At 69.2% G+C, this 25333-nt stretch carries 15 protein-coding genes; 12 read left to right on the plus strand and 3 right to left on the minus strand.

Features of this window, described 5'->3' with window-relative positions:
• Positions 1-54: 54 nt before the first annotated feature.
• Together ACWPN5_RS31465 and ACWPN5_RS31470 are read right to left on the minus strand one after the other, a co-directional pair.
• Positions 55-1413 carry an ABC transporter ATP-binding protein gene (locus ACWPN5_RS31465; protein WP_492299500.1) on the minus strand — a complete coding sequence of 453 codons (1359 nt, stop codon included), beginning with the start codon at positions 1411-1413 and terminating at the stop codon, positions 55-57.
• The gene (locus tag ACWPN5_RS31470) at positions 1403-2197 is read right to left on the minus strand and encodes an ABC transporter permease (protein WP_145689765.1); all 795 of its coding nucleotides are present in this window, start codon (positions 2195-2197) and stop codon (positions 1403-1405) included. Before ACWPN5_RS31470 ends, ACWPN5_RS31465 begins: the two co-directional genes overlap by 11 nt.
• A gap of 377 nt (positions 2198-2574) precedes the next feature.
• Here ACWPN5_RS31470 and ACWPN5_RS31475 point away from each other — a divergent pair, with 377 nt between their 5' ends.
• The 10 genes from ACWPN5_RS31475 to ACWPN5_RS31520 all read left to right on the plus strand — a co-directional run bounded on the left by ACWPN5_RS31475 (position 2575) and on the right by ACWPN5_RS31520 (position 17883).
• Positions 2575-3543, plus strand: coding sequence for a GHMP family kinase ATP-binding protein (locus tag ACWPN5_RS31475; RefSeq protein ID WP_200477207.1), 969 nt, complete (start codon positions 2575-2577; stop codon positions 3541-3543).
• Between the two features lie 179 nt (positions 3544-3722).
• Positions 3723-8423 carry a glycosyltransferase gene (locus tag ACWPN5_RS31480; protein WP_492299502.1) on the plus strand — a complete coding sequence of 1567 codons (4701 nt, stop codon included), beginning with the start codon at positions 3723-3725 and terminating at the stop codon, positions 8421-8423.
• Between the two features lie 32 nt (positions 8424-8455).
• Positions 8456-9415 carry an NAD-dependent epimerase/dehydratase family protein gene (locus ACWPN5_RS31485; protein ID WP_492299504.1) on the plus strand — a complete coding sequence of 320 codons (960 nt, stop codon included), beginning with the start codon at positions 8456-8458 and terminating at the stop codon, positions 9413-9415.
• Positions 9416-9446: 31 nt separating this feature from the next.
• Positions 9447-11384 (plus strand): HAD-IIIA family hydrolase, encoded by a 1938-nt coding sequence (locus tag ACWPN5_RS31490; protein WP_145689761.1) that lies wholly within the window; start codon positions 9447-9449, stop codon positions 11382-11384.
• Positions 11385-11502: 118 nt separating this feature from the next.
• The gene (locus tag ACWPN5_RS31495) at positions 11503-12984 is read left to right on the plus strand and encodes a UbiA family prenyltransferase (protein WP_145689760.1); all 1482 of its coding nucleotides are present in this window, start codon (positions 11503-11505) and stop codon (positions 12982-12984) included.
• A gap of 16 nt (positions 12985-13000) precedes the next feature.
• Complete coding sequence (locus ACWPN5_RS31500) at positions 13001-14419, plus strand: FAD-binding oxidoreductase (RefSeq protein ID WP_145689759.1); 1419 nt, start codon at positions 13001-13003, stop codon at positions 14417-14419.
• Positions 14416-15156 carry an SDR family oxidoreductase gene (locus ACWPN5_RS31505; protein ID WP_492299507.1) on the plus strand — a complete coding sequence of 247 codons (741 nt, stop codon included), beginning with the start codon at positions 14416-14418 and terminating at the stop codon, positions 15154-15156. The genes ACWPN5_RS31500 and ACWPN5_RS31505 overlap by 4 nt, the downstream gene beginning before the upstream one ends.
• A gap of 14 nt (positions 15157-15170) precedes the next feature.
• The gene (locus ACWPN5_RS31510; RefSeq protein WP_145689757.1) at positions 15171-16142 is read left to right on the plus strand and encodes an NAD-dependent epimerase/dehydratase family protein; all 972 of its coding nucleotides are present in this window, start codon (positions 15171-15173) and stop codon (positions 16140-16142) included.
• Between the two features lie 32 nt (positions 16143-16174).
• Entirely contained in the window at positions 16175-17458 is a 1284-nt protein-coding gene (locus tag ACWPN5_RS31515) for an NAD(P)/FAD-dependent oxidoreductase (RefSeq protein ID WP_145689756.1), read from the plus strand.
• Entirely contained in the window at positions 17455-17883 is a 429-nt protein-coding gene (locus ACWPN5_RS31520) for a GtrA family protein (RefSeq protein ID WP_247888481.1), read from the plus strand. Before ACWPN5_RS31515 ends, ACWPN5_RS31520 begins: the two co-directional genes overlap by 4 nt.
• 38 nt (positions 17884-17921) lie before the next feature.
• Here ACWPN5_RS31520 and ACWPN5_RS31525 read toward each other — a convergent pair whose 3' ends face one another.
• Positions 17922-19040 (minus strand): NAD(P)/FAD-dependent oxidoreductase, encoded by a 1119-nt coding sequence (locus tag ACWPN5_RS31525; protein ID WP_145689755.1) that lies wholly within the window; start codon positions 19038-19040, stop codon positions 17922-17924.
• 570 nt (positions 19041-19610) lie between these two features.
• Here ACWPN5_RS31525 and ACWPN5_RS31530 point away from each other — a divergent pair.
• Together ACWPN5_RS31530 and ACWPN5_RS31535 are read left to right on the plus strand one after the other, a co-directional pair.
• Positions 19611-22475, plus strand: a complete 2865-nt coding sequence (locus ACWPN5_RS31530) for a DUF4347 domain-containing protein (RefSeq protein WP_492299509.1) — start codon at positions 19611-19613, stop codon at positions 22473-22475.
• Between the two features lie 452 nt (positions 22476-22927).
• Entirely contained in the window at positions 22928-25237 is a 2310-nt protein-coding gene (locus ACWPN5_RS31535) for a DUF4347 domain-containing protein (protein WP_492299511.1), read from the plus strand.
• Positions 25238-25333 lie beyond the last annotated feature (96 nt).

Consider the following 25333-nt stretch of genomic DNA (forward strand, 5'->3'; position numbering starts at 1 on the left):
ATCCAAAGCAATTCATAGATTCAAGGAACAAAGGGCTTTGGCGTCGAGAGTGGGTCACTCCTCCCAGCCCGGCATCCGGACGCCGTCCACCTCCAGTGCGATGTCGTGCATGGGCAGTCCGATCAGGCCGCGGATCAGGTGGCTGGAATGGACGCGGAAGAACATGGCGTCGTCCAGCCAATGGTGCTGGACGTGGTCGTCCTGAGTGCCCTCGGCCACCGCGACGGTGACGGCGAAGTCGCCCGTCGGCAGATAGGGAAGCTGGAAGCGGAAGGAGGCGGCGAAGCTCTGTCCCGCGGGGACAGTGACGGGCAGCCCGCGGTAGGTCAGGTAGGTGTTGTCGCCGAACAGGTTCTGGCCCAGCTTGTCCTTGACGTAGAAGCCGACGATGGGACCGTTGATCTCCTTCTGGGTCTGGCAGGTGACCCTCAGCACCACCTCTTCCCCGCCCTCCAGCGAGGGCAACACCTCGCCCTGGGTGTTGAGCAGGTTGATCCCGACGATGCGCGCGCCCTGCGCGCCGAACCACGGGCTTTCGTCGTTGAAGTCGAAGATCTCGATCTCGTTGCGGTGCTGGGACGACTTCAGCAGCTCGCTGCGCGGGTCCCTGACCGGGGCCGCCGCGACCGGGGCGGTGGCGCGGTTGCCGCCGATGCGGAAGGCGTTGGAGGTGTCGCGCTCGCTGTGCAGATCCGCGATGTAGCGATAGCAGACGTCCTTGGCCGGGCCGATCTCCTGCACCTGGCCGCGGTCCAGCCACACCGCGCGGTCGCACAGGCTGACCACCTGGGCGGTGTCGTGGGACACGAAGAACAGCGTGCCGGTCTCGCGGAACTTGTGGATGAAGCGCATGCATTTCTGGGTGAACGCCGCGTCGCCGACCGCCAGGATCTCGTCGACGATCAGGATGTCCGCGTCCACATGGGCCGCGACGGCGAAGGCCAGGCGGGCGTACATGCCGCTGGAGTAGAGCTTGACCGGCTGGTTGATGAAGTCGCCGATGTCGGCGAAGGCGGCGATGGCGTCATAGCGCTGGTCGATCTGCTCGTTGCTCAGCCCCAGGACCGAGGCGGCGAGATAGACGTTCTCGCGCCCGGTGAACTCCGGGTTGAAGCCGGCTCCCAACTCCAGAAGCGCCGCGATCCGGCCGTTGACGGCCAGCGTGCCGCAGGTGGGGGTCAGCGTGCCGCACACCAGCTGCAGGAAGGTCGACTTGCCCGATCCGTTGCGGCCGATGATGCCGATCGTCTCGCCCTTGTGCACGGTGAGATCGATGCCGCGCAGCGCCCAGTACTCGTCGTAATAGCGCCGCCGGCCACGGGCCAGCATCTGCTTCAGGCGGTCCTGGGGCTTTTTGAAGATGGCGTAGGCCTTGCCGAGCCCGGCGGCCTGGATGGCGATTTCAGACGACATCGGCGAAGCCTTTGCGGGTCTTGACGAACCAGGCGTAGCCCAGCCAGGCGACGGCGTAGCTGAAGACGACCGACAGCAGCCACGGTCCCCAATCGGGCAGCGTTCCCCAGAACAGCAGGCCGCGCGCCTGCTCCAGGATCGGCACCAGGGGATTGAGCGCCAGCAGCGACCGCAGCTCCTCCGGAATGGCGGACGCCGGGTAGAAGATCGGGCTGAGGAACATGAGCATGGTCACCGCCACCCCGATGAACTGGCGGATGTCGCGCAGGAACACGCCGGCCGACGCGAGGAACCACGAGACCCCCAGCGTCAGCAGGGCCAGCGGCACCACCACCAGCGGAGTCAGCAGAACGGTCCAGGGCGGGATCCCGAACACCGGTCCGTAGAACAGCGCCAGCACCACGAGGCCGATCCCGGCGTTGTACAGCGCCCCCAGCAGCACCACGGCGGGCAGGATTTCCAGCGGAAACACCACCTTCTTGATGTAGCTGACGTTTTCCAGCATCAGCCCGGGCGCGCGGTTGACGGATTCGGCGAACACGTTGAACAGGATCAGGCCGGCGAACAGCAGGAGCGCGAACTCGCCGTGGCCGCCCCCCGACCCGTCGGTGCTCCAGCGGGCCTTGAACACGGTGCGGAAGACGAAGGTGTAGACCGCCAGCATCATCACCGGTGTCAGGATCGCCCACACCATGCCCAGCATCGAGCCGCGATAGCGGGCCATCAGTTCGCGCCGGGCCAGCCGGCCGATCAGCACGCGGTGGGCCCACAGATCGCGGATCATGGCCAACGGCCCGATGGATGCGGGCTTGCTCGATTGTCCGCTGATCACTCTCACTTCACCCTTACGCTTGCTGCGGCGGCAATCACCGGCGAGCCCTCCGCCGATGGCCGCGGAATTTAGAGCAGAAACGGATTTGTGCTCTAGTGTTTTGTACCGCCGGGCCTTTCGCACTGGGCCCGACGCTGCGGCGTTCCAGCCTTTTCTGCGACGCTCTTTTTTGCGACGCCGGGGCGCTCCTTTGTAACATGCGCCCCGCCGGCTAGACGTTTACGGGATGGATGCGTCGGTGTATAGGTCCTGCCGTCCGCACGCAATGCCCGCCCTCCAGGGAACAGACACCGTTTCGCCTCATGATCATCAGCAAGACCCCCCTGCGCATGAGCTTTGTCGGAGGCGGAAGCGACCTTCCGGGCTTTTACCGGCGTCATGGCGGCGCGGTGCTCAGCACCAGCATCGACAAGTTCATCTATGTGAACGTCAACCGCAAATTTGACGACGGCATCCGCATCGCCTACTCCCGGACTGAGGAGGTCTCCAGCATCGACCAGATCGAGCACCAGCTCGTGCGGGCGTGCATGGAGCATCTGGGGCTGGCGGGCGGCATCGAGATCACGACCATCGCCGACATCCCGGCCAAGGGGACCGGTCTGGGCTCCTCCAGCTCCTTCACGGTCGGGCTGCTGCACGCGCTCAACGCCTACCAGGGGCGCTACGTGTCGAAGGAGACGCTGGGCGCCGACAGCTGCCACATCGAGATCGACCGCTGCGGCGAGCCGATCGGCAAGCAGGACCAGTACGCCGCCGCCTATGGCGGGTTCAACCTGATCGAGTTCCACCCCGACGACCGGGTGGCGGTCACGCCGGTGATCTGCCGGCCCGAAACCCTGCAGACCATCGAGGAGAGCATCCTCGTGTTCTACACCGGCATCACCCGCTCGGCCTCGAAGCTGCTGGCCCAGCAGTCGGAGCAGGTGGACCGGCAGGCGGACAAGCAGCAGGTCCTGCGCCGCATGGTGCAGCTGACCCACGACCTGTACGCGGAGATCCAGGGCAACAACGAGGCGGTCTTCGGCGAGATCCTGCACGAGAACTGGATGCTGAAGAAAAGCCTGACCCAGGGCATCAGCACCGACGACATCGACGACTGGTACGCGGCGGCCCGCGCCGCCGGGGCCACCGGCGGCAAGATCCTCGGCGCCGGCGCGGGCGGTTTCCTGATGCTGTACGCGCCCAAGGAGCGGCACGAGGCGATCGCGGCGGCCCTGCCCGCCCTGCGCCGCATCAGGATGGGCTTCGAACGCCAGGGCAGCGCCATCATCTTCTACCAGCGCAACCAGGGGGCTTGAACGCCGTTGGGGCAAAAGAGCGGTTCGGAGACAAGGCGCAAGATTGAGCGAGCACGCCGCCGCCCCAACGCCACCAGGATTCATGCAGGCGCCGTGCGGAGCGCCCGACAAGGCCTGATCCATCCGCCGCGCCGTCACGATCCCGCGCCGACACCGCCTTATCAACGGAAAAGCCCGTCATGCCGGCAAGCCTGAACGACGACATCGCCCATCTCCTCCGGTCCGCGGTGGTCTGCGCCGAACCCCAGCGGCTGGTCTGGCCGCCGCCCTGGGTCGGCCATATCCCCTTCGCCTTCTGGGTGATCGAGCAGGTGCGGCCCGGCTGCCTGGTCGAGCTGGGCACTCACACCGGCAATTCCTACTGCGCCTTCCTTCAGGCGGCGGTCGCCTGCGACCTGCCGCTCAAGGCCTACGCCGTCGACACCTGGGAAGGCGACCCGCAGGCGGGCTATTACGGCGACGAGATCCACAACGCGCTCGCCGCCGACCACGACCGGCTCTATGGCGGGATGTCGCGCCTGCTGCGCATGACCTTCGACCAGGCTCTGACCTACTTCTCCGAAGGCTCCGTCGACCTGCTGCACATCGACGGCCTGCACACCTACGACGCGGTCAAGCACGACTTCGACAGCTGGCTGCCGACGATGAGCACGCGCGGTCTGGTGCTGTTCCACGACATCAACGTGCGCGAACGGGATTTCGGCGTCTGGAAGCTGTGGGAGGAGGTGACGGCCCGCTATCCCACCTTCGCTTTCGACCATTCCAACGGCCTGGGCGTCGCCTATGTCGGCAGCGAGCCGATGCCGGACGGCCTGCGTTGGCTGATCGAGGAGGTCGCGCCGTCGCCCGAGCGGCTGGCCACGGTGCGGCGTTTCTTCGCCCGGCTGGGGGCCGGCCTGTTCGACCGGCTGTGGTCGCAGGAGCGCGCCCGCCTGCTGGACGAGCGGGCGGCGGAGATCCGGCGCTTCAGCGACATGGTGGTGGAGCGCGACGGCCGTCTCGGCGCCCTCTACGCCGAGGTCGATCGCCTGAACCAGGGAATCGCCGACACCGCGTCCGCCCACCAGGCGGAGCAGCGCGCCCTCAGCGACGAGATCGTGACGCGCGACCGGCGGCTGGGCGAGCTGTACGCGGAGATCGAGCGCCTGCAGGCGGCGATGGACGGGATGCGGGCCGGCCATGAGGAGGAGGCTCATCGCCTGGCCGGCATGGTGGAGGAACGCGACGGCCGGCTGGGCCTGCTGTACCCGGAGGTCGACCGCCTGAACGGCCGCATCCGGGACTTGGAGGCCCGGTTGGCGGCCGTCCATGCCTCCTCCTCCTGGCGTCTGACCGCCGGCCTGCGCTGGGGAACGGCGCGTGCCCGGAGGCTGAAGGGCAAGGGCTGCCTCGCCGCCCGGGCCGCCCTGCGCGTCGCCCGGGCCCTGGCCAGCCGGCCGGAGGCGATTCCCGGACGCCTCGCCGCCGCCGTGGGCCACCTGCGTCGGCATGGACCGCGCAGCGCCTTGCGCCGTCTGATCGGCAAGCTCCGGCCGAACGGCGTTCCGGAGGTCGATCCGGGCGCGCTGTTCGACCGCGCCTGGTATCTGGAGCGCAATCCCGACGTGCGCGCCGCCGGCACCGATCCCTGGGCGCACTACGCGACGTCCGGGGCGGCCGAGGGCCGCAACCCGAACCCGCTGTTCGACACCGCCTGGTATCTCGGCCGTTACCCCGACGTGCGGGCGGCGGGCTGCAATCCGCTGATCCATTACCTGCAGACCGGAGCGGCGGAGGGGCGCGATCCCGGTCCCGGCTTCGACACCGACTGGTACCTCGCCTGCAATCCCGACGTGGCGCGGACCGGGGTGAACCCGCTGCTCCATTACCTCGCCTCGGGGAAGGCCGAGGGCCGTGCGCCCAAGCCGGCCGCCGGGACGGACGTCTGGCAGGCCCCGGAGCCGCTGGCCCCTTACGAGGCGTGGATGTCGGTCAACCGGCTGAGCCGGGCCGACGTCGCCGAACTGCGCGCCGCCCTGGCCGAACGGGCCGGGCGGACGCCGACGATCTCGCTGGTCACCCCCGTCTACAACACCGACCCCGCCCTGTTCGGGGAGCTGGTGGACTCGGTGCTGGCCCAGGTCTACGAGAACTGGGAGCTGTGTCTGGCCGACGACTGCAGCCCGTCGCCTCATGTGGCGCCGATGCTGGAGGCCGCGGCGGCCCGCGACCCGCGCATCAAGGTGACCCGGCTGCCGGCGAACGGCGGCATCAGCGCCGCGACCAACGCCGCCGTGGCCATGGCGGGCGGGGAGATCGTCGCCTTCCTCGACCACGACGACCTGATCACCCCGGATTGCCTGGCGGAGCTGGCGCTCTATTACGCCGACCACCCCGACGCCGACATCGTCTACAGCGACGACGACAAGATCGACATGGAGGGGCGGCGCTACGCCCCGCAGTTCAAGCCGGACTGGTCGCCGGTGCTGCTGCTGTCCTTCATGTATTTCGGCCACGTCTTCAGTGTCCGCCGCTCGCTGTTCCAGGAGCTGGGCGGCTTCCGCAAGCCGTTCGACGGCTCGCAGGACTACGACTTCGCCCTGCGCGCCACCGAGCGGGCCCGCCACGTCGGGCATGTGCCCAAGATCCTCTACCACTGGCGCGCGGCGCCCGGATCGACCGCCGTGTCGGCCGACGGCAAGCCGGCCAGCATCGAGGCCGGCCGCCGCGCGGTGGAGGAGGCGATGGCGCGGCGCGGCGTCGCCGACGTCCGGGTGACCCATCCCGACTGGGCCGCCGCCGCCCGCTGCGGCATGTTCGAGATCCGCTTCCCCGACCATGGCCCGTCGGTGACCATCGTCATCCCGACCAAGAACCAGACCGGCTACCTGAAGACCTGCCTGGAGTCCCTGGAGCAGACCACCTACCGCGACTACGACGTGCTGGTGGTCGACAACGAGAGCGACGATCCGGCCGCCATCGCCTATCTGGACTCCCTGCGGGCCAACCCGCGGGTGCGCGTGGAGCGCATCCCGAGCCCGGGCGGCCGCTTCAGCTTCGCCAACCTCAACAACGAGGCGGTGCGGCGCTGCACGGCCGACTACGTGCTGTTCCTCAACAACGACACCAAGGTCATCACGCCGGGCTGGCTCGGGCAGATGATGGGCTACGCCCGCATGCCGGGTGTCGGCGCGGTGGGGGCGCGGCTGTATTTCGAGGACGGCACCATCCAGCACGCCGGCATCGTCCACGGCTATCACGAGGGGCTGGTCGGCCACGCCTTCCGCAACAACCCGCCCCACGACTGGGGCTACATGGGCTTCGTGCGCACGGCGCGGGAATATTCCGGCGTCACCGCCGCCTGCATGCTGACCCCGCGCGCCCTGTTCGAGGAGCTGGGAGGCTTCGACGAGGTGAACTTCGCCGTCGCCTACAACGACGTCGACTACAGCTACCGGGTGGTGCGCGCGAACCGGACCTGCGTCTACTGCTCCACCGCCGAGCTGTTCCACTTCGAGGGCAAGTCGCGCGGCTTCCGGGACGACCCGCAGGAGCGGGTGAACTTCCGCCGCCTGTACGGCGACTGGCACGACCGCTGGTACAACCCGAACCTGTCGCTGGAGAACGAGCGCTTCGAACCCGCGACGGTGCGCCCGCAGACCCGGCGGACCGGACCGGTGCGGGCCGTGATGGTGACCCACAACCTCAACCACGAGGGCGCTCCGGCCACGCTGATGGACCTGACCATCGGGCTGGTCGAGCGGGGGGCGGTGTCCGCCCATGTGCTGTCGCCGATCGACGGCCCGCTGCGCGCCATCTACGAGGCGGCGGGAATCGCCGTCCACATCCTGCCCCGCCAGCCGCTGCAGGGCGTGCACGACGCCGCCACCCTGGCGCGGGCGCACGACGCGCTCGCCGCCTGGCTGAAGGAGGTCGGGGCGGAGGTCGTGGTGGCCAACACGCTCCAGACCTTCTGGGCGGTCACCGCCGCGTCCCGCGCCGGGCTGCCCGCGCTGTGGTGCCAGCACGAGAGCGAGCCGTGGGAGACCTATTTCGACCATCTGCCGCCGGCGCTCCGCACCGCCGCCTACGGCGCCTTCGCGCAGGCCTACCGGGTGCTCTACGTGGCCGAGGCCACGCGCCGCAGCTGGCGGGCTCTGGACAGCCGCCGCACCTTCCAGGTCATCCGCCACGGCATCCCGCCGCAGCGCCTGGCCGAGGAGGTCTCCCGCTGGGGTCACGCCGACGCCCGTGCCCGGCTCGAGGTCGGCGATGACGAGCTGGTGATCGAGATCGTCGGCACCGTCTGCCACCGCAAAGGCCAGATCGACATGGTGAAGGCCTTCGCCCAGCTGCCCGAGGCGGTGCAGAAGCGGCTGCGCGTGTATCTGGTCGGCCGGGTCGGGGAAGCGGACTACGGCGAGGCCATCGCCGCGGAGATCGCCCGCCTGCCGGCGGCGGTGGCCGACCGCGTGGTGGTCACCGGGCCGGTGGACGATCCGTTCCTGTATTACGCCGCCGCCGACATCTCGGTGTGCACCTCGCTCATCGAAAGCGCGCCGCGGGTGATCGTGGAGGCGATGGCCTGTGGCCTGCCCATCATCACCACCCCGGTGTTCGGCATCCCCGAGCTGGTGCGCGAGGACGTGAACGCCCTGTTCTACCCGGCGGGCGACGCCGGGGCCCTGGCCGCCCTGACCGCCCGGCTGGTGGAGAACGGGGCGCTGCGCCGTCGGCTCGCCTCCAAGAGCCGTGCGGTGCTGGACGGCCAGCCGGGGTTTGCCGAGATGGTCGTGGGCTACGCCGAGGTGCTGCGCCAGGCCGTCAATCTCGACGTCGTTCCGAACGACGGGATGGCCGGCGGGGTCGCCGGCGGGACCGCCCTGGAAACAGTGTCCTGATTCTTTCCAAACCAACCGGATAAAGGTTCGCCATGACGATTTTCATCACCGGCGTCGCGGGTTTCATCGGTTCCAACATCGCCCGCCGGCTGGTGGCGGAAGGGCACCGGGTGGTCGGCTTCGACAATCTGTGCCGGGGGGTGGAAAGCAACCTCGACGGGCTGGTCGGCAACCCGCTGTTCGCCTTCGAGCGGCTGGACCTGTCCGACCTCTCCGCCTACCGCGCGGCGCTCGCCCGCGTCCACGCCGCCGATCCGGTGACCGAGGTCTGGCACATGGCCGCCAACTCGGACATTCCGGCCGGCATCGCCGACGCCAACGTCGACCTGCGCGACACCTTCATGACCACCTTCAACACGCTGGAGGTGATGAAGGCGCTGGGCATCAAGACGCTGGCCTTCGCATCCAGCTCGGCCATTTATGGCGACTTCAAGGGCGAGCGCATCCGCGAGGACATGGGGCCGCTGCTGCCCATCTCGAACTACGGCGCCATGAAGCTGGCCTCCGAGGTCGCCATCAGCGCCGCGGTGGAAAGCTGGCTGGACCGCGCCCTGCTGTTCCGCTTCCCCAACGTCATCGGCATCCCCGCCACCCACGGCGTGATCTACGACTTCGTGCACAAGCTGCGCGCCACCCCGGACCAGCTGGAGGTGTTCGGCGACGGCACCCAGCAGAAGGCCTATCTGCACTGCGACGATCTGATCGACGCGATGATCTTCATCCGCGACAAGGCGCCGGAGAAGCTGGCCTTCTACAACATCGGCCCGGAGGACGATGGCGTGACCGTGCGCTCCATCGCCGAGGAGGTGGTGGCGGTGGCCGCCCCGCAGGCCCGCATCAAGTTCGGCGAGGGCAACCGCGGCTGGGTCGGCGACGTGCCGAAGTTCGCCTACTCCACCGAGAAGCTGCGGACGCTGGGCTGGGCGCCCCGTCTGGATTCCCAGGCCGCCATGCGGCTGGCGGTGCGCCAGATCGTCGAGCAGTCCTTTTAAGTCCAGGCGTTCTCAGGAAGGAGTGGAGATCATGCGGCAGGCCGTCATTCTGGCGGGGGGCAAGGGAACCCGCTTGCGCGAGCGTCTGGGCGGCCTGCCCAAGCCGCTGATCGACATCGTCGGCATGCCGCTGCTGGAGCGGCAGATCCTGCTGGCCAAGCAGCACGGCATCGACGACATCCTGATCCTGGTCAACCACGCGGCGGAGCACATCGTCGATTTCTGCGCCCGCCGCGACAACTGGGGCCTGAACATCGCCTGCATCGACGACGGCGAGCCGCGCGGCACCGCCGGAGCGACGCTGGCGATCCTGGACCGTCTGGCCGACGAGTTTCTGGTCATCTACGGCGACACCATGCTGGAGGTCGACCTCGACCGCTTCGTGGCCTTCCACCGCGCCCGGCCCGACGCGGCGGCGACGCTGTTCGTCCACCCCAACGACCATCCCCACGATTCCGATCTGGTGGAGGCGGAGGAGGACGGGCGCATCGCCGCCTTCCACCCCTACCCCCACGATCCCGACCGCCATTACCCGAACCTGGTCAACGCCGCGCTCTACTGCGTGCGGCGCGCCGCGCTGGAGCCGTGGCGGGGCACGCCCGGCATGCTGGACTTCGGCAAGGACCTGTTCCCGGCGATGCTGGAGCGCGGGTTGACGCTGCAGGCCTACAACAGCCCGGAATACATCAAGGATTGCGGCACCCCGGCCCGGCTGGACAAGGTGTGCGGCGACCTCACCTCCGGCCGCATCGCGCGGGCCAGCCTGTCCGTGCCGCAGGCGGCGGTGTTCCTCGACCGCGACGGCACCATCAACCTCGACGGCGGCCACATCGCCAGCCCGGACCGCTTCGAGCTGCTGCCCGGCGTCGGCCCGGCGATCCGCCGGCTCAACCGCTCCGACTACCGCGCCATCGTGGTGACCAACCAGCCGGTGCTGGCGCGCGGCGACTGCGACGCCGCCGGCCTGACCGCCATCCACAACAAGATGGAAACCCTGCTGGGCCGGGACGGCGCCTATCTCGACCGCATCTATCATTGCCCGCACCACCCCGACCGGGGCTTCCCGGGCGAGGTGCCGGAACTGAAGATCGCCTGCGACTGCCGCAAGCCCGCCACCGGCATGATCGAGCGCGCCGTCGCCGAACTGAACGTCGATCCAGCGCGCTCCTGGATGGTCGGCGACACCACCGTGGACATGATGACCGCCCGCCGCGCCGGCCTGCGCGCCGTTCTGGTGGAAACCGGGGAAGGCGGCCTGGACGCCCGCCACGGCGCGGTTCCCGACTACGCGTTCCCCGACCTGCCGGCGGCGGTGGACTTCATCCTCGACGGGCACCCGCGCCTGCTGGCGCAGTGCGACGCGCTGACCGCCGACGTCGCGGCGGGCGACATCATCGTCGTGGGCGGGCTGGCCCGGGGCGGCAAGAGCACCTTGGCGGCCGGCTTGGCGGAGAGCCTGCGCGCCCGCGGCCTCGGCGCGGCGGTGGTCGCCACGGACCGCTGGCTGCGGCCGGCGGCGGAGCGGCAGGACGGGGTTCTCGGCCGGCACGACATGGCCGAGCTCACCGCGGTGACCGCCGCCTTGGCCGGGCGCGTGGCGACTCCCGGCGGAACGCGGCTGGAGGTTCCCGTCTACGACAAGAAGGCTCGCGGCCCGGCCCGCCACCGCGAGGTCCTGGAGATCCCCGCCGGCGCGGTGCTGGTGGTGGAGGGCGTGGCCGCCTTGTCGCTGACGGACGCGCTGACCGAAGCGCTGTCCGGCACCGGACGGCGGGTCCACGCCCTGGCCGTCGAAGCGGACGAGGAGGTCCGCCACCGGCGCATCCTGCGCGAATACGCGCGGCGCGGCATGGCGCCGGACGAGGCCGAGGCGCTGTACCGCAGCCGGATGGAGGACGAGGCCCCGGTGATCCGGGCGGCCGTTCCCGCCGCCGCCCGGCGCGTCCGGCTGGACCCGTCGGACGAATGACTCCGAACCGTCACGCGGGGCGCTTTGACATCGCGGGTTGTTTTTGCGACTTTCACCGGGATTTCGCACCCTTTTCTCCCAATGCGCTCCAAAAAGGATCACGGCCCTGTCTGTGGTGATGTCCACCCGTTCCGACGCCGGTGAGATGGCGGATACGCACCGATCGCCGCAGGAGGAGGCTCCGCCGCTCGTCGTCGACGTCGACGGCACGCTCCTGCGCACCGATCTTCTCTACGAAAGCGTCATCCTGCTTCTGCGGCACCGTCCATGGTGCGTTTTCCTGCTGCCCTTCTGGCTCCTCGCCGGCAAGGCGGTGATGAAGCGCGAGATCGCGCGCCGGGTGCAGCCCGACATCGCCAGCCTGCCCATCCACGAGGAGCTTCTGGCGTGGCTTTGGGAAGAGCGCAGGAAGGGCCGCCGGCTTGCCCTGATCTCGGCCTCCGACGAACGGCTCGTCCAGAGCGTCGCCGCGCGCTGCGCGGGCCTGTTCGATGTGGTGGCCGGCAGCGACGGCACGACCAACCTCGCCGGTTCCGCCAAGCTCGTCGCCATCGAGCGGCTGTTCGGCCCGCGCTTCACCTATGCGGGGGACGGCAAGCACGACATCGTCATCTGGGAGCGTTGCCGCTCGGCCGTTCTGGTCGGGCGCACCGCGGCGCTGGGCCGTCTCCTGTCGCCGTCGGTGACGGTCGCGACGGCCTTCGACGTTCCGCGGGCGGGCCTGAAGACCTGGATGCGGGCGCTGCGCCTGCATCAGTGGGCCAAGAACACCCTGCTGTTCGTCCCGCTCCTGCTGTCCGGGCGCATCTTCAGCCTGCATGACGTGGCTCTGGTCCTGCTCGCCTTCGTGGTGTTCGGGCTGCTCGCGTCCGGCTCCTATCTGGTCAACGATCTGCTGGATCTGGCGGCGGATCGCCAGCACCGGTCGAAGCGCAACCGTCCGTTGGCCTCGGGCGAACTGCCGACGCTGCATGGGCTGCTCGCCATTCCCGTCATCGCGGTGGTGGTGGGCGCGCTTCTGCTGCCGCTGCCCTCCGCCTTCGCCGCTGCGGCCGGAGCCTACCTCGTCATCACGCTGGCCTACTCGCTGTGGCTGAAGCGCAAGCCGATCCTCGACATGCTGGTGCTGGCGCTGCTCTTCACCTTGCGCATCGTGGCCGGCATCGCCGCGGTGGGGACCGCGATGTCGCCGTGGCTGCTGGCCTTCTCGATGTTCTTCTTCCTCAGCCTCGCCTGCATCAAGCGCTACAGCGAATGCCTGGTGATGAAGGAACAGGGTGTCCAGGCGATTCCCGGGCGCGGCTACCGGACCGGCGATGCGCCGTGGCTGATGAGCATGGGGGCGGCGAGCGGCTTCTGCTCCACCCTGATCTTCTTCATCTTCCTGACCGACGCGCAGTCGCCGATGTCGCATTACAGCACACCGGAATGGCTGTGGCTGATCTGCGGGATTCTCGGCTACTGGCTGGGCCGCGCGTGGCTGCTGGCCGGACGCGGCGAGATGCACGACGACCCCGTGCTCTTCGCCGTCAAGGACCGCCTGTCGCTGTGCCTGGGCGCCCTGTGCGCGGTGTCCATCCTGCTGGCCAACTTTGCGTGAGCCGTCTGAGACCGCGATGCCCCCCTCCCCTTCCCACGGCCCCTTCCGCGACAGCAGCGGTCCCCTGTCATGGGGACGCATCGTCCGCGCCCCGCACCGGGTGGCGCGGCCGGGCGGCCGGGCGGAGGCCGCCGCCGCCCTGACGGCGCTCCCGCCGGGCGAGACGCTGCTTGCCTGCGGCATGGGGCGTTCCTACGGGGACAGCGGCCTCAATCCCGGCCATTGCCTGATCGACATGCGCGGGCTCGACCGCTTCGTCGCCTTCGATCCCGACACCGGCGTCCTGGAGTGCGAGGCCGGCGTCACCCTGGCCGACATCCTGCGCCTGCTCGACCGGCGCAACCGGCCGGGGCGCTCCTGGTTCCTGCCGGTCACCCCGGGGACCAAGTTCGTCACCGTCGGCGGCGCCATCGCCAACGACGTGCACGGCAAGAACCACCACAGCGCGGGGTGCTTCGGCAACCATGTGCTGTCGCTGGAACTGCTGCGTTCCGACGGCGCCCTGCTCCGTTGCGCGCCCGACGAGAACGCGGCGCTGTTCGCCGCGACCATCGGCGGGATCGGCCTGACCGGGGTGATCCTGTCGGCGCGCATCCAGCTGAAGCCGGTGCCGGGGCCGTGGCTGGAGAGCGAGGACATCCGCTACAGCGATCTGGACGCCTTCCATGATCTGGCGGAGGAGTCGGTCGCCGACTGGGAGTACACGGTCGCCTGGATCGATTGCCTGGCGCGCGGCCCCCAGCTCGGCCGCGGCATCTTCTCGCGGTCCCGCCACACCGCGGACGGCCCGGCGGGCAGCCCGGCCAGGGCGGCGGCCTTCGAGCCGCGCTTCTCCATGCCGGTCGAGCTGCCCAACCTCGCGCTCAACCACCTGTCCGTCTCTGCCTTCAACGCGCTCTACTGGCGCAAGGCGCCGCCGCGGCCGGTCGCGCGCGTCCTGCCCTGGGATCCGGTGTTCTACCCGCTCGACGCGATCGGCCAGTGGAACCGCATGTACGGCCGGCGCGGCTTCTACCAATTCCAGTGCGCCGTTCCCAAGGCGACGGCGCGGGACGCCGTGCGCGAGCTGATGCGCACCATCGCCGCCGCGGGAGAGGCCTCCTTCCTGGCGGTGCTCAAGACGCTGGGCGGCCGGCCCTCGCCCGGCCTGATGTCCTTCCCCATGCCGGGAGCGACGCTGGCGCTCGACCTGCCCAACAACGGGCCGCGCACGCACAGCCTGCTCGACCGCCTGGAGCGCATCGCCGGCGAGGCGGGCGGGCGTGTCTACCCGGCCAAGGACGGGGCCGTCTCGTCCGGCGCCTTCCGGCGCGGCTACCCGCGGCTGGACGAATTCGCGCGGCACGTCGACCCACGCTTCTCCTCCGGCTTCTGGCGGCGGGTCGATGGCGCGGCGGCCGGATCGGGAGCGAACAAGGAAGAACCCACATCATGAAGCGTGTCCTGATCTTCGGCGCGACCTCGGCCATCGCCGAGGCCACCGCGCGTCTCTTCGCGGCCGAAGGCGCCCGGTTGTTCCTGGTCGGCCGCAACCCCGAGAAGCTGGAGGCGGTGCGCCGCGACCTGCAGGCCCGCGGGGCCGAGGCGGTGGAGACGGCCGTGGCCGACCTCGCCGACCCGGCGCTGCACAAGGGCCTGGTGGAGCGCGCCTGGGCCAGCCTGGGCGGCATCGACGCCGCCCTGATCGCCCACGGCACGCTGTCGGACCAGCGGGCCTGCGAGGCCGATTCCGCCCTGGCCCTGTCGGAGATCGCCGGCAATTTCCTCAGCCCCGCCTCGATCCTCACCCACCTCGCCAACGCGATGGAGGTCCAGCACCGCGGGGCCATCGCCGTCATCGGCTCGGTGGCCGGCGACCGCGGGCGGCAGAGCAACTACGTCTACGGCAGCGCGAAGGGCGGCCTGCGCGTCTTCGTCGAAGGGCTGCGCCACCGCATGGGGCCGAAGGGCGTCGCGGTGACCCTGGTCGAGCCCGGGTTCGTCGACACCCCGATGACCGCCGCCCTGCCCAAGGGCGGCCCCCTGTGGGCCACGCCCGACCGCGTGGCGCGCGACATCCATAAGGCCTTGAACCGCGGCCCGGCGGTGCTCTACACCCCGTGGTTCTGGCGCTGGATCATGCTGGTCATCCGCCACGTGCCGGATGCGATCTTCCAACGAACTCGGCTTTGAGGGCCACCTCCACCATGTCCAACAGCGTGCCGAACACCTCCCTCGTGAAGCCGGACGACAAGCTGGTCCTGTTCGGCGGCGCCGGCCTGGTCGGCCAGAATCTCGTGGTGCTGCTGAAGGAGCAGGGCTTCACCAACCTCGTGGTGGTGGACAAGCATCCCGCCAACAGCGCCATCCTGCGCCGGCTGCACCCCGACGTGACGCTGATCGAGGCCGACATGGCCGAGGCCGGCCCGTGGGAGGACTGCGTCGCGGGGGCCGCGGCGGTGGTCATGCTGCAGGCCCAGATCGGCGGCGAGATCGAGGCGGAGTTCAACCGCAACAACATCGTCTCGACGGAGCGGGCGCTCGCCGCCTGCCGCCGGCACGAGGTGCCCTACATCGCGCACATCAGCTCCTCGGTGGTCAACTCCCTGGCGCGCGACTGGTACACCGAGACGAAGAAGGCGCAGGAGAAGCTGGTGGTGGAGAGCGGGATCGCCCACTGCGTGCTCCGCCCGACGCTGATGTTCGGCTGGTTCGACCGCAAGCATCTGGGATGGCTGTCGCGCTTCATGAAGCGGATGCCGGTGTTCCCGATCCCCGGCCACGGGCGCTACATGCGCCAGCCGCTCTACGTCATGGACTTCTGCCGGATCATCCTGTCCTGCCTGCAGACGCGGCCGAACGGCGGCGCCTACAACATCACCGGGCGCGAGAAGATCGACTACATCGACATCATCCGCACCATCAAGCGCACGACCGGCGCCCGGGCGAGGGTCCTGACCATCCCCTACGGCCTGTTCTGGCTTCTGCTGAAGACCTACGCGGTGGTCGACAAGAATCCGCCCTTCACGACGAAGCAGCTGAAGGCGCTGTCGACGCCCGACGATTTCGAGCTGATCCCCTGGTGGGACATCTTCAAGGTCCCGCCGACTCCCTTCGAAGAGGCGGTGCGCAAGACCTACGGTCCCGGCGAATACGCCGACGTGGTCCTCGAATTCTGAAGCGGACTGCAATCCAAGGGAGTGTTTGCGCGATGACCGATGTGGCCGTGATCGGCGCCGGCGCCATGGGGCTGGCCGCCGCCTACCATCTTCTGAAGGCCGGGCACCGGGTGGAGGTGTTCGAGGCCGACGACCGTCCGGGCGGAATGGCGGCGCATTTCGATTTCGACGGCCTGTCGATCGAGCGCTTCTACCATTTCCTGTGCAAGGCGGATGCGCCGACCTTCGCGCTGATGGAGGAGCTGGGGATCGCCGACGCGGTCCGCTGGCGGCCGACCCATATGGGTTATTTCTACCAGGGCCGGCTGCACCCCTGGGGCGATCCGCTGTCGCTGCTGCGCTTCCCGCATCTGGATCTTCTCACCAAGCTGCGCTACGGCGCGCAGATGTTCCTGTCCACCAAGCGGACGGACTGGCGTCCGCTCGACCGGGTGCACGCCGACGACTGGGTGCGCGCCTGGGGCGGCGAGCGCGCCTGGACGGTGCTGTGGGAGAAGCTGTTCACGCTGAAGTTCTACGAGCTCAGCCACGACATCTCGGCGGCCTGGATCTGGACCCGCATCAAGCGCGTCGGCACCTCGCGCCGGAGCGTGTTCCAGGAAGAGCTGGGCTACATCGAGGGCGGGTCGGAAACCCTGGTCCGGCGGCTGGTCGAGCGCATCGAGGCGATGGGCGGGCGCATCCACCTGTCCTGCCCGACCAGCGAGATCCAGGTGGAGGACGGCAAGGTCACCGGCATCATCGCCGGCGGCGAGCGGCGGCCCTTCGGCGCCGTCATCAGCACGGTGCCGATGCCGCTGATTCCCGCGATGATCCCGGGCCTGCCCGGCGCGTTGAAGGAGCGCTACGCCGCCCTGCGCAACATCGGCGTCGTCTGCGTCGTCCACAAGCTGAAGAAGCCGGTCACCCGCAACTTCTGGCTCAACACCAACGACGACCGGATGGCGATTCCCGGCATCATCGAATTCTCGAACCTGCGGCCGCTGGGCAAGGACCATGTGGTCTTCGTGCCCTACTACATGCCGCAGGACAATGCGAAGTTCGCCCAGCCGGACCAAGCCTTCATCGACGAGTCCTTCGGCTACCTGAAGATGGTCAACCCCGACCTGGGCGATGCCGACCTTGCGGCCTCGGCGGTCGGTCGGCTGAAATATGCCCAGCCGGTCTGCCCGCCGGGCTTCCTGGACATGGTGCCGCCGGTGGTCACGCCGATCGGCGGGCTGCAGATCGCCGACACCTCCTCCTACTATCCGGAGGACCGCGGCATCGCCGAGAGCGTGCGCATCGCCAAGGAGATGGCGGAGCGTGTGTCGTGATCCGGCGGCTGCGGGAAAGCCAATTCGTCCGCTTCCTGGTGACCGGCGGCATCGCCGCCGGTGTGAACGTGGTGTCCCGCTATCTCCTGATGTCGACGATGAGCTACCGCTGGGCGGTCGTTGTCGCCTACCTGTGCGGCATGACCACGGCCTGGCTCCTGTCGCGCCTGTTCGTCTTCCAGAGTTCCGGCCGGAGTTGGGCCGACGAGTATGGGCGCTTCGCCTTGGTCAACATGGTGGCGGCCGCCCAGGTCTGGCTGATTTCGGTCGGGCTCGCCGAATATCTGTTCCCTGCCGTCGGCTTCACCTTCCATCCCGAGGACGTGGCGCATCTGATCGGCGTCGTCGTCCCGGTGTTCTCAAGCTACATCGGCCACAAGCATTTCAGCTTCGCCCGCAAGGGGACCGCGCAGGGGGCGGGGTAACGCATCCGCGTCCTGTTGCCCATGGCCGCCCACGAGTCTCAGGCCAGCCGCGCCGCCACCTCGTCGGCGATGGCGAGGCAGGAGGTCAGACCCGGTGATTCGATGCCGAACAGGGTGACGAGGCCGGGGATGCCGTGCGCTTCCGGCCCCAGGATCAGGAAATCGGCCTGCGGCTGGCCGGGGCCGCCCAGCTTCGGACGGACACCGGCGTAGGCCGGCACGAGGGCGCCGTCGGGCAGGCCCGGCCAGTAGCGCCGGACCTCGCCGTAGAAGCTCTCGGCGCGCCGAGGATCCACCGCGTAGTCGATGCGGTCGTAATCCTCCGGCACCAGCCATTCCACGTCGGGGCCGAAGCGGGCCTGTCCGGCGAGGTCGAGCGTCAGGTGGACGCCCAGGCCGCCCTCCACCGGGACCGGGTAGACCAGCCGTGAAAAGGGGGAGCGCCCCCGGGTCAGGGCGTAATAGTTGCCTTTGGCCAGAACGCGCGGGGGGATCCGATCCGCGGGAAACCCCTCCAGGCTCCGTGCCACGGTCCAGGCGCCCAGCCCGGCGGCGTTGACCAGGGTGGTGCAGGCGATGCGCACCGGCTCCGCACCGCCGACCGCCAGTTCGAAGCCGTCGGCGGTGCGGTGGCCGCGCTCCAGCGGGCTCCGCAAGGCGAGCATGGCGCCGGAGTCCTCCGCGTCGCCCTGAAGGGCCAGCATCAGCCCGTGGCTGTCGATGATGCCGGTGGAGGGCGACAGCAGGGCGCCGACGCAGCGCAGGTTCGGTTCCAGCGCGGCCGCCTCGGCGGCGGAAAGCGCGCGCAGATCGTTTACCCCGTTGGCCGCGGCCTGCGCCTGGATGGCCGCCAAGCGAGGCAGCTGGGCTTCCTCGGTGGCGACGATCAGCTTGCCGATGCGCTGGTGCGCGACGCCATGCGCGGCGCAGAAGGCGTACAGCGCGTCGCGCCCGGCCACGCACAGCCGCGCCCGGACGCTTCCCGTGGGGTAATAGAGTCCGGCGTGGATGACCTCGGAATTGCGCGAACTGGTGCCCGTGCCGATGGCCTCGGCGGCTTCCAGAATCACCACGTCCCGGCCGGCGCGCGCCAGCCGCCGGGCGACCGCCAGCCCGATCACTCCGGCCCCCACCACGACGCAGTCCACCCGCTCCATCGCGTTCCTCTCCGCTCCGCTGCGCCTGCTTCACCGCGCATGACCATAGAAACGCCAGACGGGCTGTGCCGCACAAGGCCGTAGCGCCCCGCGCCGTGCCGTTTCCTCCGCGGACAGGGAAAAGCGGCACGGGAACCCCCCCCCCCGCTCCGCCTGTCCCAAAGCTGCCCCCATGTCGGAAGGCGGTGCGACGACCGGAGCGTCGAAGGAGGGTGGGCGTAACGCGAAAGGGGGGTGGACGCATCCGCATGATGGGCGCCCGCGCCCCCTCTCCCTTCGAAAATGCGGTGTAGGAAGAGCGCTAGCCCCTCGCGCCCCTCTTCCGGAGGTTCCGGATTATCTGGGTGTCTCCAATAAAATCAGAAATATGCGACTGACGAACTCACTTTGGCCGTGCCTGTCTTTTGGCGCGTCACGGTAATACGGAGGAGCTTGGATTATTTCTTCTTAGAGGATTGCAGGAATACGCCATGAAAATTCATGTCATAGGATGTCGCCACCTTCCCAATGTCCGCGAAGGAGGCGATCTGGCATCCCAACGATCACAACAAAATCCACGGAGAGTCTCCCTTGACCGAAGTCATCATCGCGGACGCTGGCCTTGAGGATCTCGACGGACTGCTCAGCCACCGCCGTCCCGGCGTTCAGGTCACGCTCGTCTCCGCCACCGACGATGGCCATGCCGTGCTGGCCGCGGCCCTCGCCGCGCGCCCGTCCGTCCTGCATCTCGTCGCCCATGGCGAGCCGGGGCGGGTGCTGATCGGCTCCAGCCCGCTGGACGCGCGGTCGCTGCTCGACCGTTCCTGGCCGGACGCGCGCGGCACCGAGATCCACATCCACGCCTGCCATGCCGGTGCGGGCGAGGCGGGCCGCCTGTTGCTCGACCGTTTGACCGCCGCCACGGGCGCCACGGTCGCCGCGTCCTCGGGGCCGGTCGGCCCGGCGGAGCGCGGCGCGTCCTGGAAGCTCGACGTGCACACCGCGCCGGTCTTCACCCCCTCCCCCTTCGCCGGGGTCGAGGGAGCCGGTGCGCGCGGCTGGGCCCATGAGCTGGCCGTGACCGGCACGCCGACCGACGGCAACGATACGCTGACCAGCGATGACGCGGCGGACAACATCAACGGCGGGGCCGGCAACGACATCCTGATCGGCAACGGCGGCAACGACACGCTGATCGGCGGCATCGGGCACGACACGATGGACGGCGGCGCCGGGGCCGATGTGTTCGATGGCGGCGACGGCTTCGACGTCGTCACCTACGAGAACGCCACCGCCGGCATGGTCATCGACATCGGCAACCCGGCGAACAGCACCGGCGATGCCGCGGGCGACACCTTCACCGGCATCGAGCGCTGGATCGGCTCCAACTTCGCCGACACGATGGTGGCCGGAAACGACCCCGTGTGGTTCTGGGGCCATGCGGGCGACGACGTGGAGATCGGCGGGGCCGGCAACGACACGATGGAGAGCGGCGACGGCAACGACACCGTCTATGGCGGCGCCGGTGACGACCAGATCTACAGCCGCGCCGACAACGACGTGCTCTATGGCGAGGACGGCAACGATCTGATCTACGGCGGCTGGGGCAACGACATGCTCGACGGCGGCGCCGGCAACGACACCCTGTTCGGCGAGGGCGACGCCGACACCATGTACGGCGGCGCCGGCGACGACAGCATGGACGGCGGCCAGGGCAACGACCTGATGTACGGTGGCGACGGCAACGACACGCTGATCGGCGGCATCGGGCACGACACCATGGAGGGCGGCGCCGGTGCCGACGTGTTCGACGGCGGCGACGGCTTCGACGAGGTCACCTACGCGAACTCGACCGCAGGGATCATCCTGGACCTGCGCAACCCGGCGAACAGCACGGGCGACGCCGCGGGCGACACCTTCACCAACATCGAGCGCTGGATCGGCAGCGAGTTCGACGACCAGCTGATCGGCAACGACAACGGCGTCTGGTTCTGGGGCCATGGCGGCAACGATCTCGAGATCGGCGGCGCCGGCAACGACACGATGGAAAGCGGCATCGGCAACGACACGATCTACGGCGGCGGCGGCGACGACCGGGCCTTCGGTCGGGCCGACGACGACATGCTGTACGGCGAGGCCGGCAACGACCTGCTGGCCGGCGGCGGCGGCAACGACATGCTCGACGGCGGCACCGGCAACGACACGCTGATCGGCGACTGGGGCGTCGACACCATGATCGGCGGCGACGGCGACGACGTCTTCTACAGCGGCGCGCACGATCCGCTGCCCGAGGCCGACATCATCCAGGGCGGGGCCGGCAACGACACCTTCATCATCGCCGCGCAGAGCGACGCCGGCACGGTCTCCTACGACGGCGGCGACGGCACCGACACGCTGCGCATCAGCTCCGACAACGTCGCCGATCCGGAAAACAAGATCACCACGGCGACGCCACAGATCGACATCTCCGGGATGACCCTGACCAGCGTGGAGAGGCTGGAACTGGTCGGCAGCGTCCGCCACACGGTGACGATGACCATGGCCCAGGCCAACGGCTTCACCAGCGGCATCACTGGCGCCACCGGCGGCGACGTCTTCACCATCACCGGCACGGCGCTGTCCGGGACGGTCACCGCCGGCAACGGCAGCCAGCTCACCGCCGGGCAGGTCCAGGCGGAGACGGTGAACGGCGTCACCCTGCTGCACATCGGCACCGACGCCACGGCGGGCGCCGACGTCACCCTGCGCTTCGCCGGGGGCTTCACGGCGGACCAGTTCCAGGTCAGCGGCAGCGGGATCACCCTGAGCGGGACGCCCTCGACGCCGAGCACGGAGCCGCCGACCACGACTCCTCCGACGACCGAACCGCCGACCACCACCCCGCCGACCGGTACCGAGCCGCCGGTGGACAACCGTCCTTTCGCGCCGATGCAGCGCACGGTGGGGGGCGTGACGGAGGACGTGAAGGCCTACGCCTACGACGGTCCGGTCTCTGGCCTGCAGTGGAGCTTCCTGGGCGACGACCGCGGCGAGGTGCTGGGCGGCTCCGACGGCAACGACTTCCTCAACCTGCTGGGCGGTGACGACGCGGCGGCGGGCGGCGGCGGCGACGACGTGCTGGACGGCGGTGCCGGCTCCAACTGGCTGATCGGCGGTGCGGGTAAGGACACCTTCTTCGTCGACGCCCGCGGCGGCCAGATCACCTGGTCCACCGTCACCGATCTGGAGCAGGGCGAGTGGTCCACCCTGTGGGGCTACAAGGAGGGCGTCTCCAAGCTGTCCTGGGAGGAGATGGGCGGTGCCGAGGGCTACAAGGGCGCCACGGTCCGCTGCGACATCGACGGCAACGGCACCATCGACGCCAGCATGACCTTCACCGGCAAGTCGGTGGGTGCGATGAGCATGACCACCGGCTCGGTGGGTGACCAGAGCTACATCGCGTTCATCAACCTGTGACCGCGGATCACGCGGTTCAAAACGCCGTGATCTGAAACGGCCCGCAAAGCGCCGGCCCGGAGTCCGCTCCGGGCCGGCTTTTTTGCGCCCTGCGGCCTGCTCTGGCGGCCCGGTTCGGTTGTCAGGACGAATAAGGTTAGCCCTTTTGGGCAAGGCCTGCCCCGAAATTTCAGGGCGCGGTCGCCATATTTTCCTCAATCACCCCTTGATGGGGAAAGTTTATATTCAGTTCTCATAGGACTTTGACCGATCATATGAGTAAAGAGTTTTCCGTTATCAAGTAAGATAACGCACTAATTAAGTTCCCGTGATGACGATGTGTTATTTCTTCTTGGGCAATTGCAGGATGCCTCTCCGAAGGCGCATGTGAATGGGTGTCGCGCTACCCCGTATCCGTGAACGATGCGACCGGGCGCCCCAGCGATCACAACAAAATCCACGGAGAGTCTCCCTTGACCGAAGTCATCATCGCGGACGCTGGACTTGAGGATCTCGACGGGCTGCTCAGCCGCCGCCGTTCCGACGTCCAGGTCACACTCGTCTCCGCCGCCGACGATGGCCATGCCGTGCTGGCTGCCGCTCTCGCCGCCCGTCCGTCCATCCTGCATCTGGTCGCCCATGGCGAGCCGGGGCGGGTCCTGATCGGCTCCAGCCCGCTGGACGCCGGGTCGCTGCTCGACCGCTCCTGGCCGGACGCGCGCGGCACCGAGATCCACATCCACGCCTGCCACGCCGGTGCGGGCGAGGCGGGCCGCCTCCTGCTCGACCGTCTGGCCGCCGCCACCGGTGCGGTGGTCGCCGCCTCGTCGGGGCCGGTCGGCCCGGATGCGCTGGGCGCGTCCTGGACGCTCGACCGCAGCACCGCGCCCGTCGTCACCCCCTCCCCCTTCGCGGGCACCGAAGGCTGGTCCCATGTGCTGGCCGTCACCGGCACCACGACGGCGGGTCCCGACCTGCTGACCAGCGACGATGAGCCCGACGTCATCGAGGGCGGCGCCGGCAACGACACGCTGATCGGCGGTGGCGGCAACGACACGCTGATCGGCGGGGCCGGTGCCGACGTGCTGAATGGCGGTACCGGTTTCGACGAGGCGTCCTACGAGACCGCCACCACGGGCCTCGTGCTCGACCTGCTGACTCCGGGGAACAGCACGGGTGACGCCGCGGGCGACACCTTCATCGACATCGAGCGCTGGGTCGGCAGCAACTTCGACGACACCATGGTGGCCGGCAACGACCCCGTGTGGTTCTGGGCCCATGACGGCGCCGATTCGGTGACCGGCGGCGCCGGGAACGACACGCTGGAGAGCGGCAACGGCAACGACACCGTCCATGGCGGCGCCGGCAACGACCAGATCTTCGGGCGCGCCGACGACGACATGCTCTACGGCGACGACGGCGATGACCTGCTGGTCGGCGGTGGCGGCAAGGACAGCCTCATGGGCGGTGCCGGCAACGACACGCTGATCGGCGACTGGGACGCCGACACCATGATCGGCGGCGACGGCGACGACGTCTTCTACAGCGGTGAACACGGCACCATGGACGAGGCCGACGTCATCCAGGGCGGGGCCGGCAACGACACCTTCATCATCGCCGCCCAGGGCGACGCCGGCACGGTCTCCTACGACGGCGGCACCGGCACCGACACGCTGCGCATCAGCTCCGACGACGTGACCGATCCGGAAGGCAAGATCACCACGGCGACGCCGCAGATCGACCTCTCCGGCATGACCCTGACCAGCGTGGAAAATCTCGACCTGGTCGGCAGCGTCCGCCACGCGGTGACGATGACCATGGCCCAGGCCAACGGTTTCACCAGCGGCATCACCGGCGCCATGGTGGGCGACGCCTTCACCGTCACCGGCACGGCGATGTCCGGGACCGCCACCGCCGGCAACGGCAGCCAGCTCACCGCCGGGCAGGTCCAGGCGGAGACGGTGGACGGCGTCACCCTGCTGCACATCGGCACCGATGCCACGGCGGGTGCCGACGTCACCCTGCGCTTCGCCGGCAGCTTCACCGCCGGTCAGTTCCAGGTCAGCGGAAGCACCGTCACGCTGGTGGACGCCCCCACCACGCCGCCGACCACGGAGCCCCCGACCACCGAACCTCCCACCACGACGCCCCCGACGACGGAGCCGCCGACCACCACGCCTCCGACGACCGAACCGCCGACCACCACCCCGCCGACCGGCACCGAGCCGCCGGTGGACGACCGTCCCTTCGCGTCGATGCAGCGCACGGTGGACGGCGTGACGGAGGACGTGAAGGCCTACGCCTACGACGGTCCGTTCTCGGGTCTGCAGTGGAGCTTCCTGGGCGACGACCGCGGCGAGGTGCTGGGCGGTTCCGACGGCAACGATTTCCTCAACCTGCTGGGCGGCGACGATGCGGCCTGGGGCGGGGCGGGCGACGACGTGCTGGACGGCGGTGCCGGCTCCAACTGGCTGATCGGCGGCTCGGGCAAGGACACCTTCTTCGTCGATGGCCGCGGCGGCGCGACGACCTGGTCCACCGTCACCGATCTGGAGCAGGGCGAGTGGTCCACCCTGTGGGGGTATCAGGAGGGTGTCTCCAAGCTGTCCTGGGAAGAGATGGGCGGTGCCGAGGGCTACAAGGGCGCCACGGTCCACTGCGACATCGACGGCAACGGCACCATCGACGCCAGCATGACCTTCACCGGCAAGGCCGTGGGCGCGATGAGCATGACCACCGGTTCGGTGGACGGCCAGAACTACGTCGCCTTTATCAATCTGTAAGGCGAGGCAATCTGTAAGGCGAGGCGGTTCCAAACGCGCCGGCCCGGGGGACGCTCTCCCCCGGGCCGGCTTTTTCCTGTTGATGCCGGCTGTTGA

The sequence above is a fragment of the Azospirillum sp. UENF 211521 genome (genome assembly GCF_058780535.1).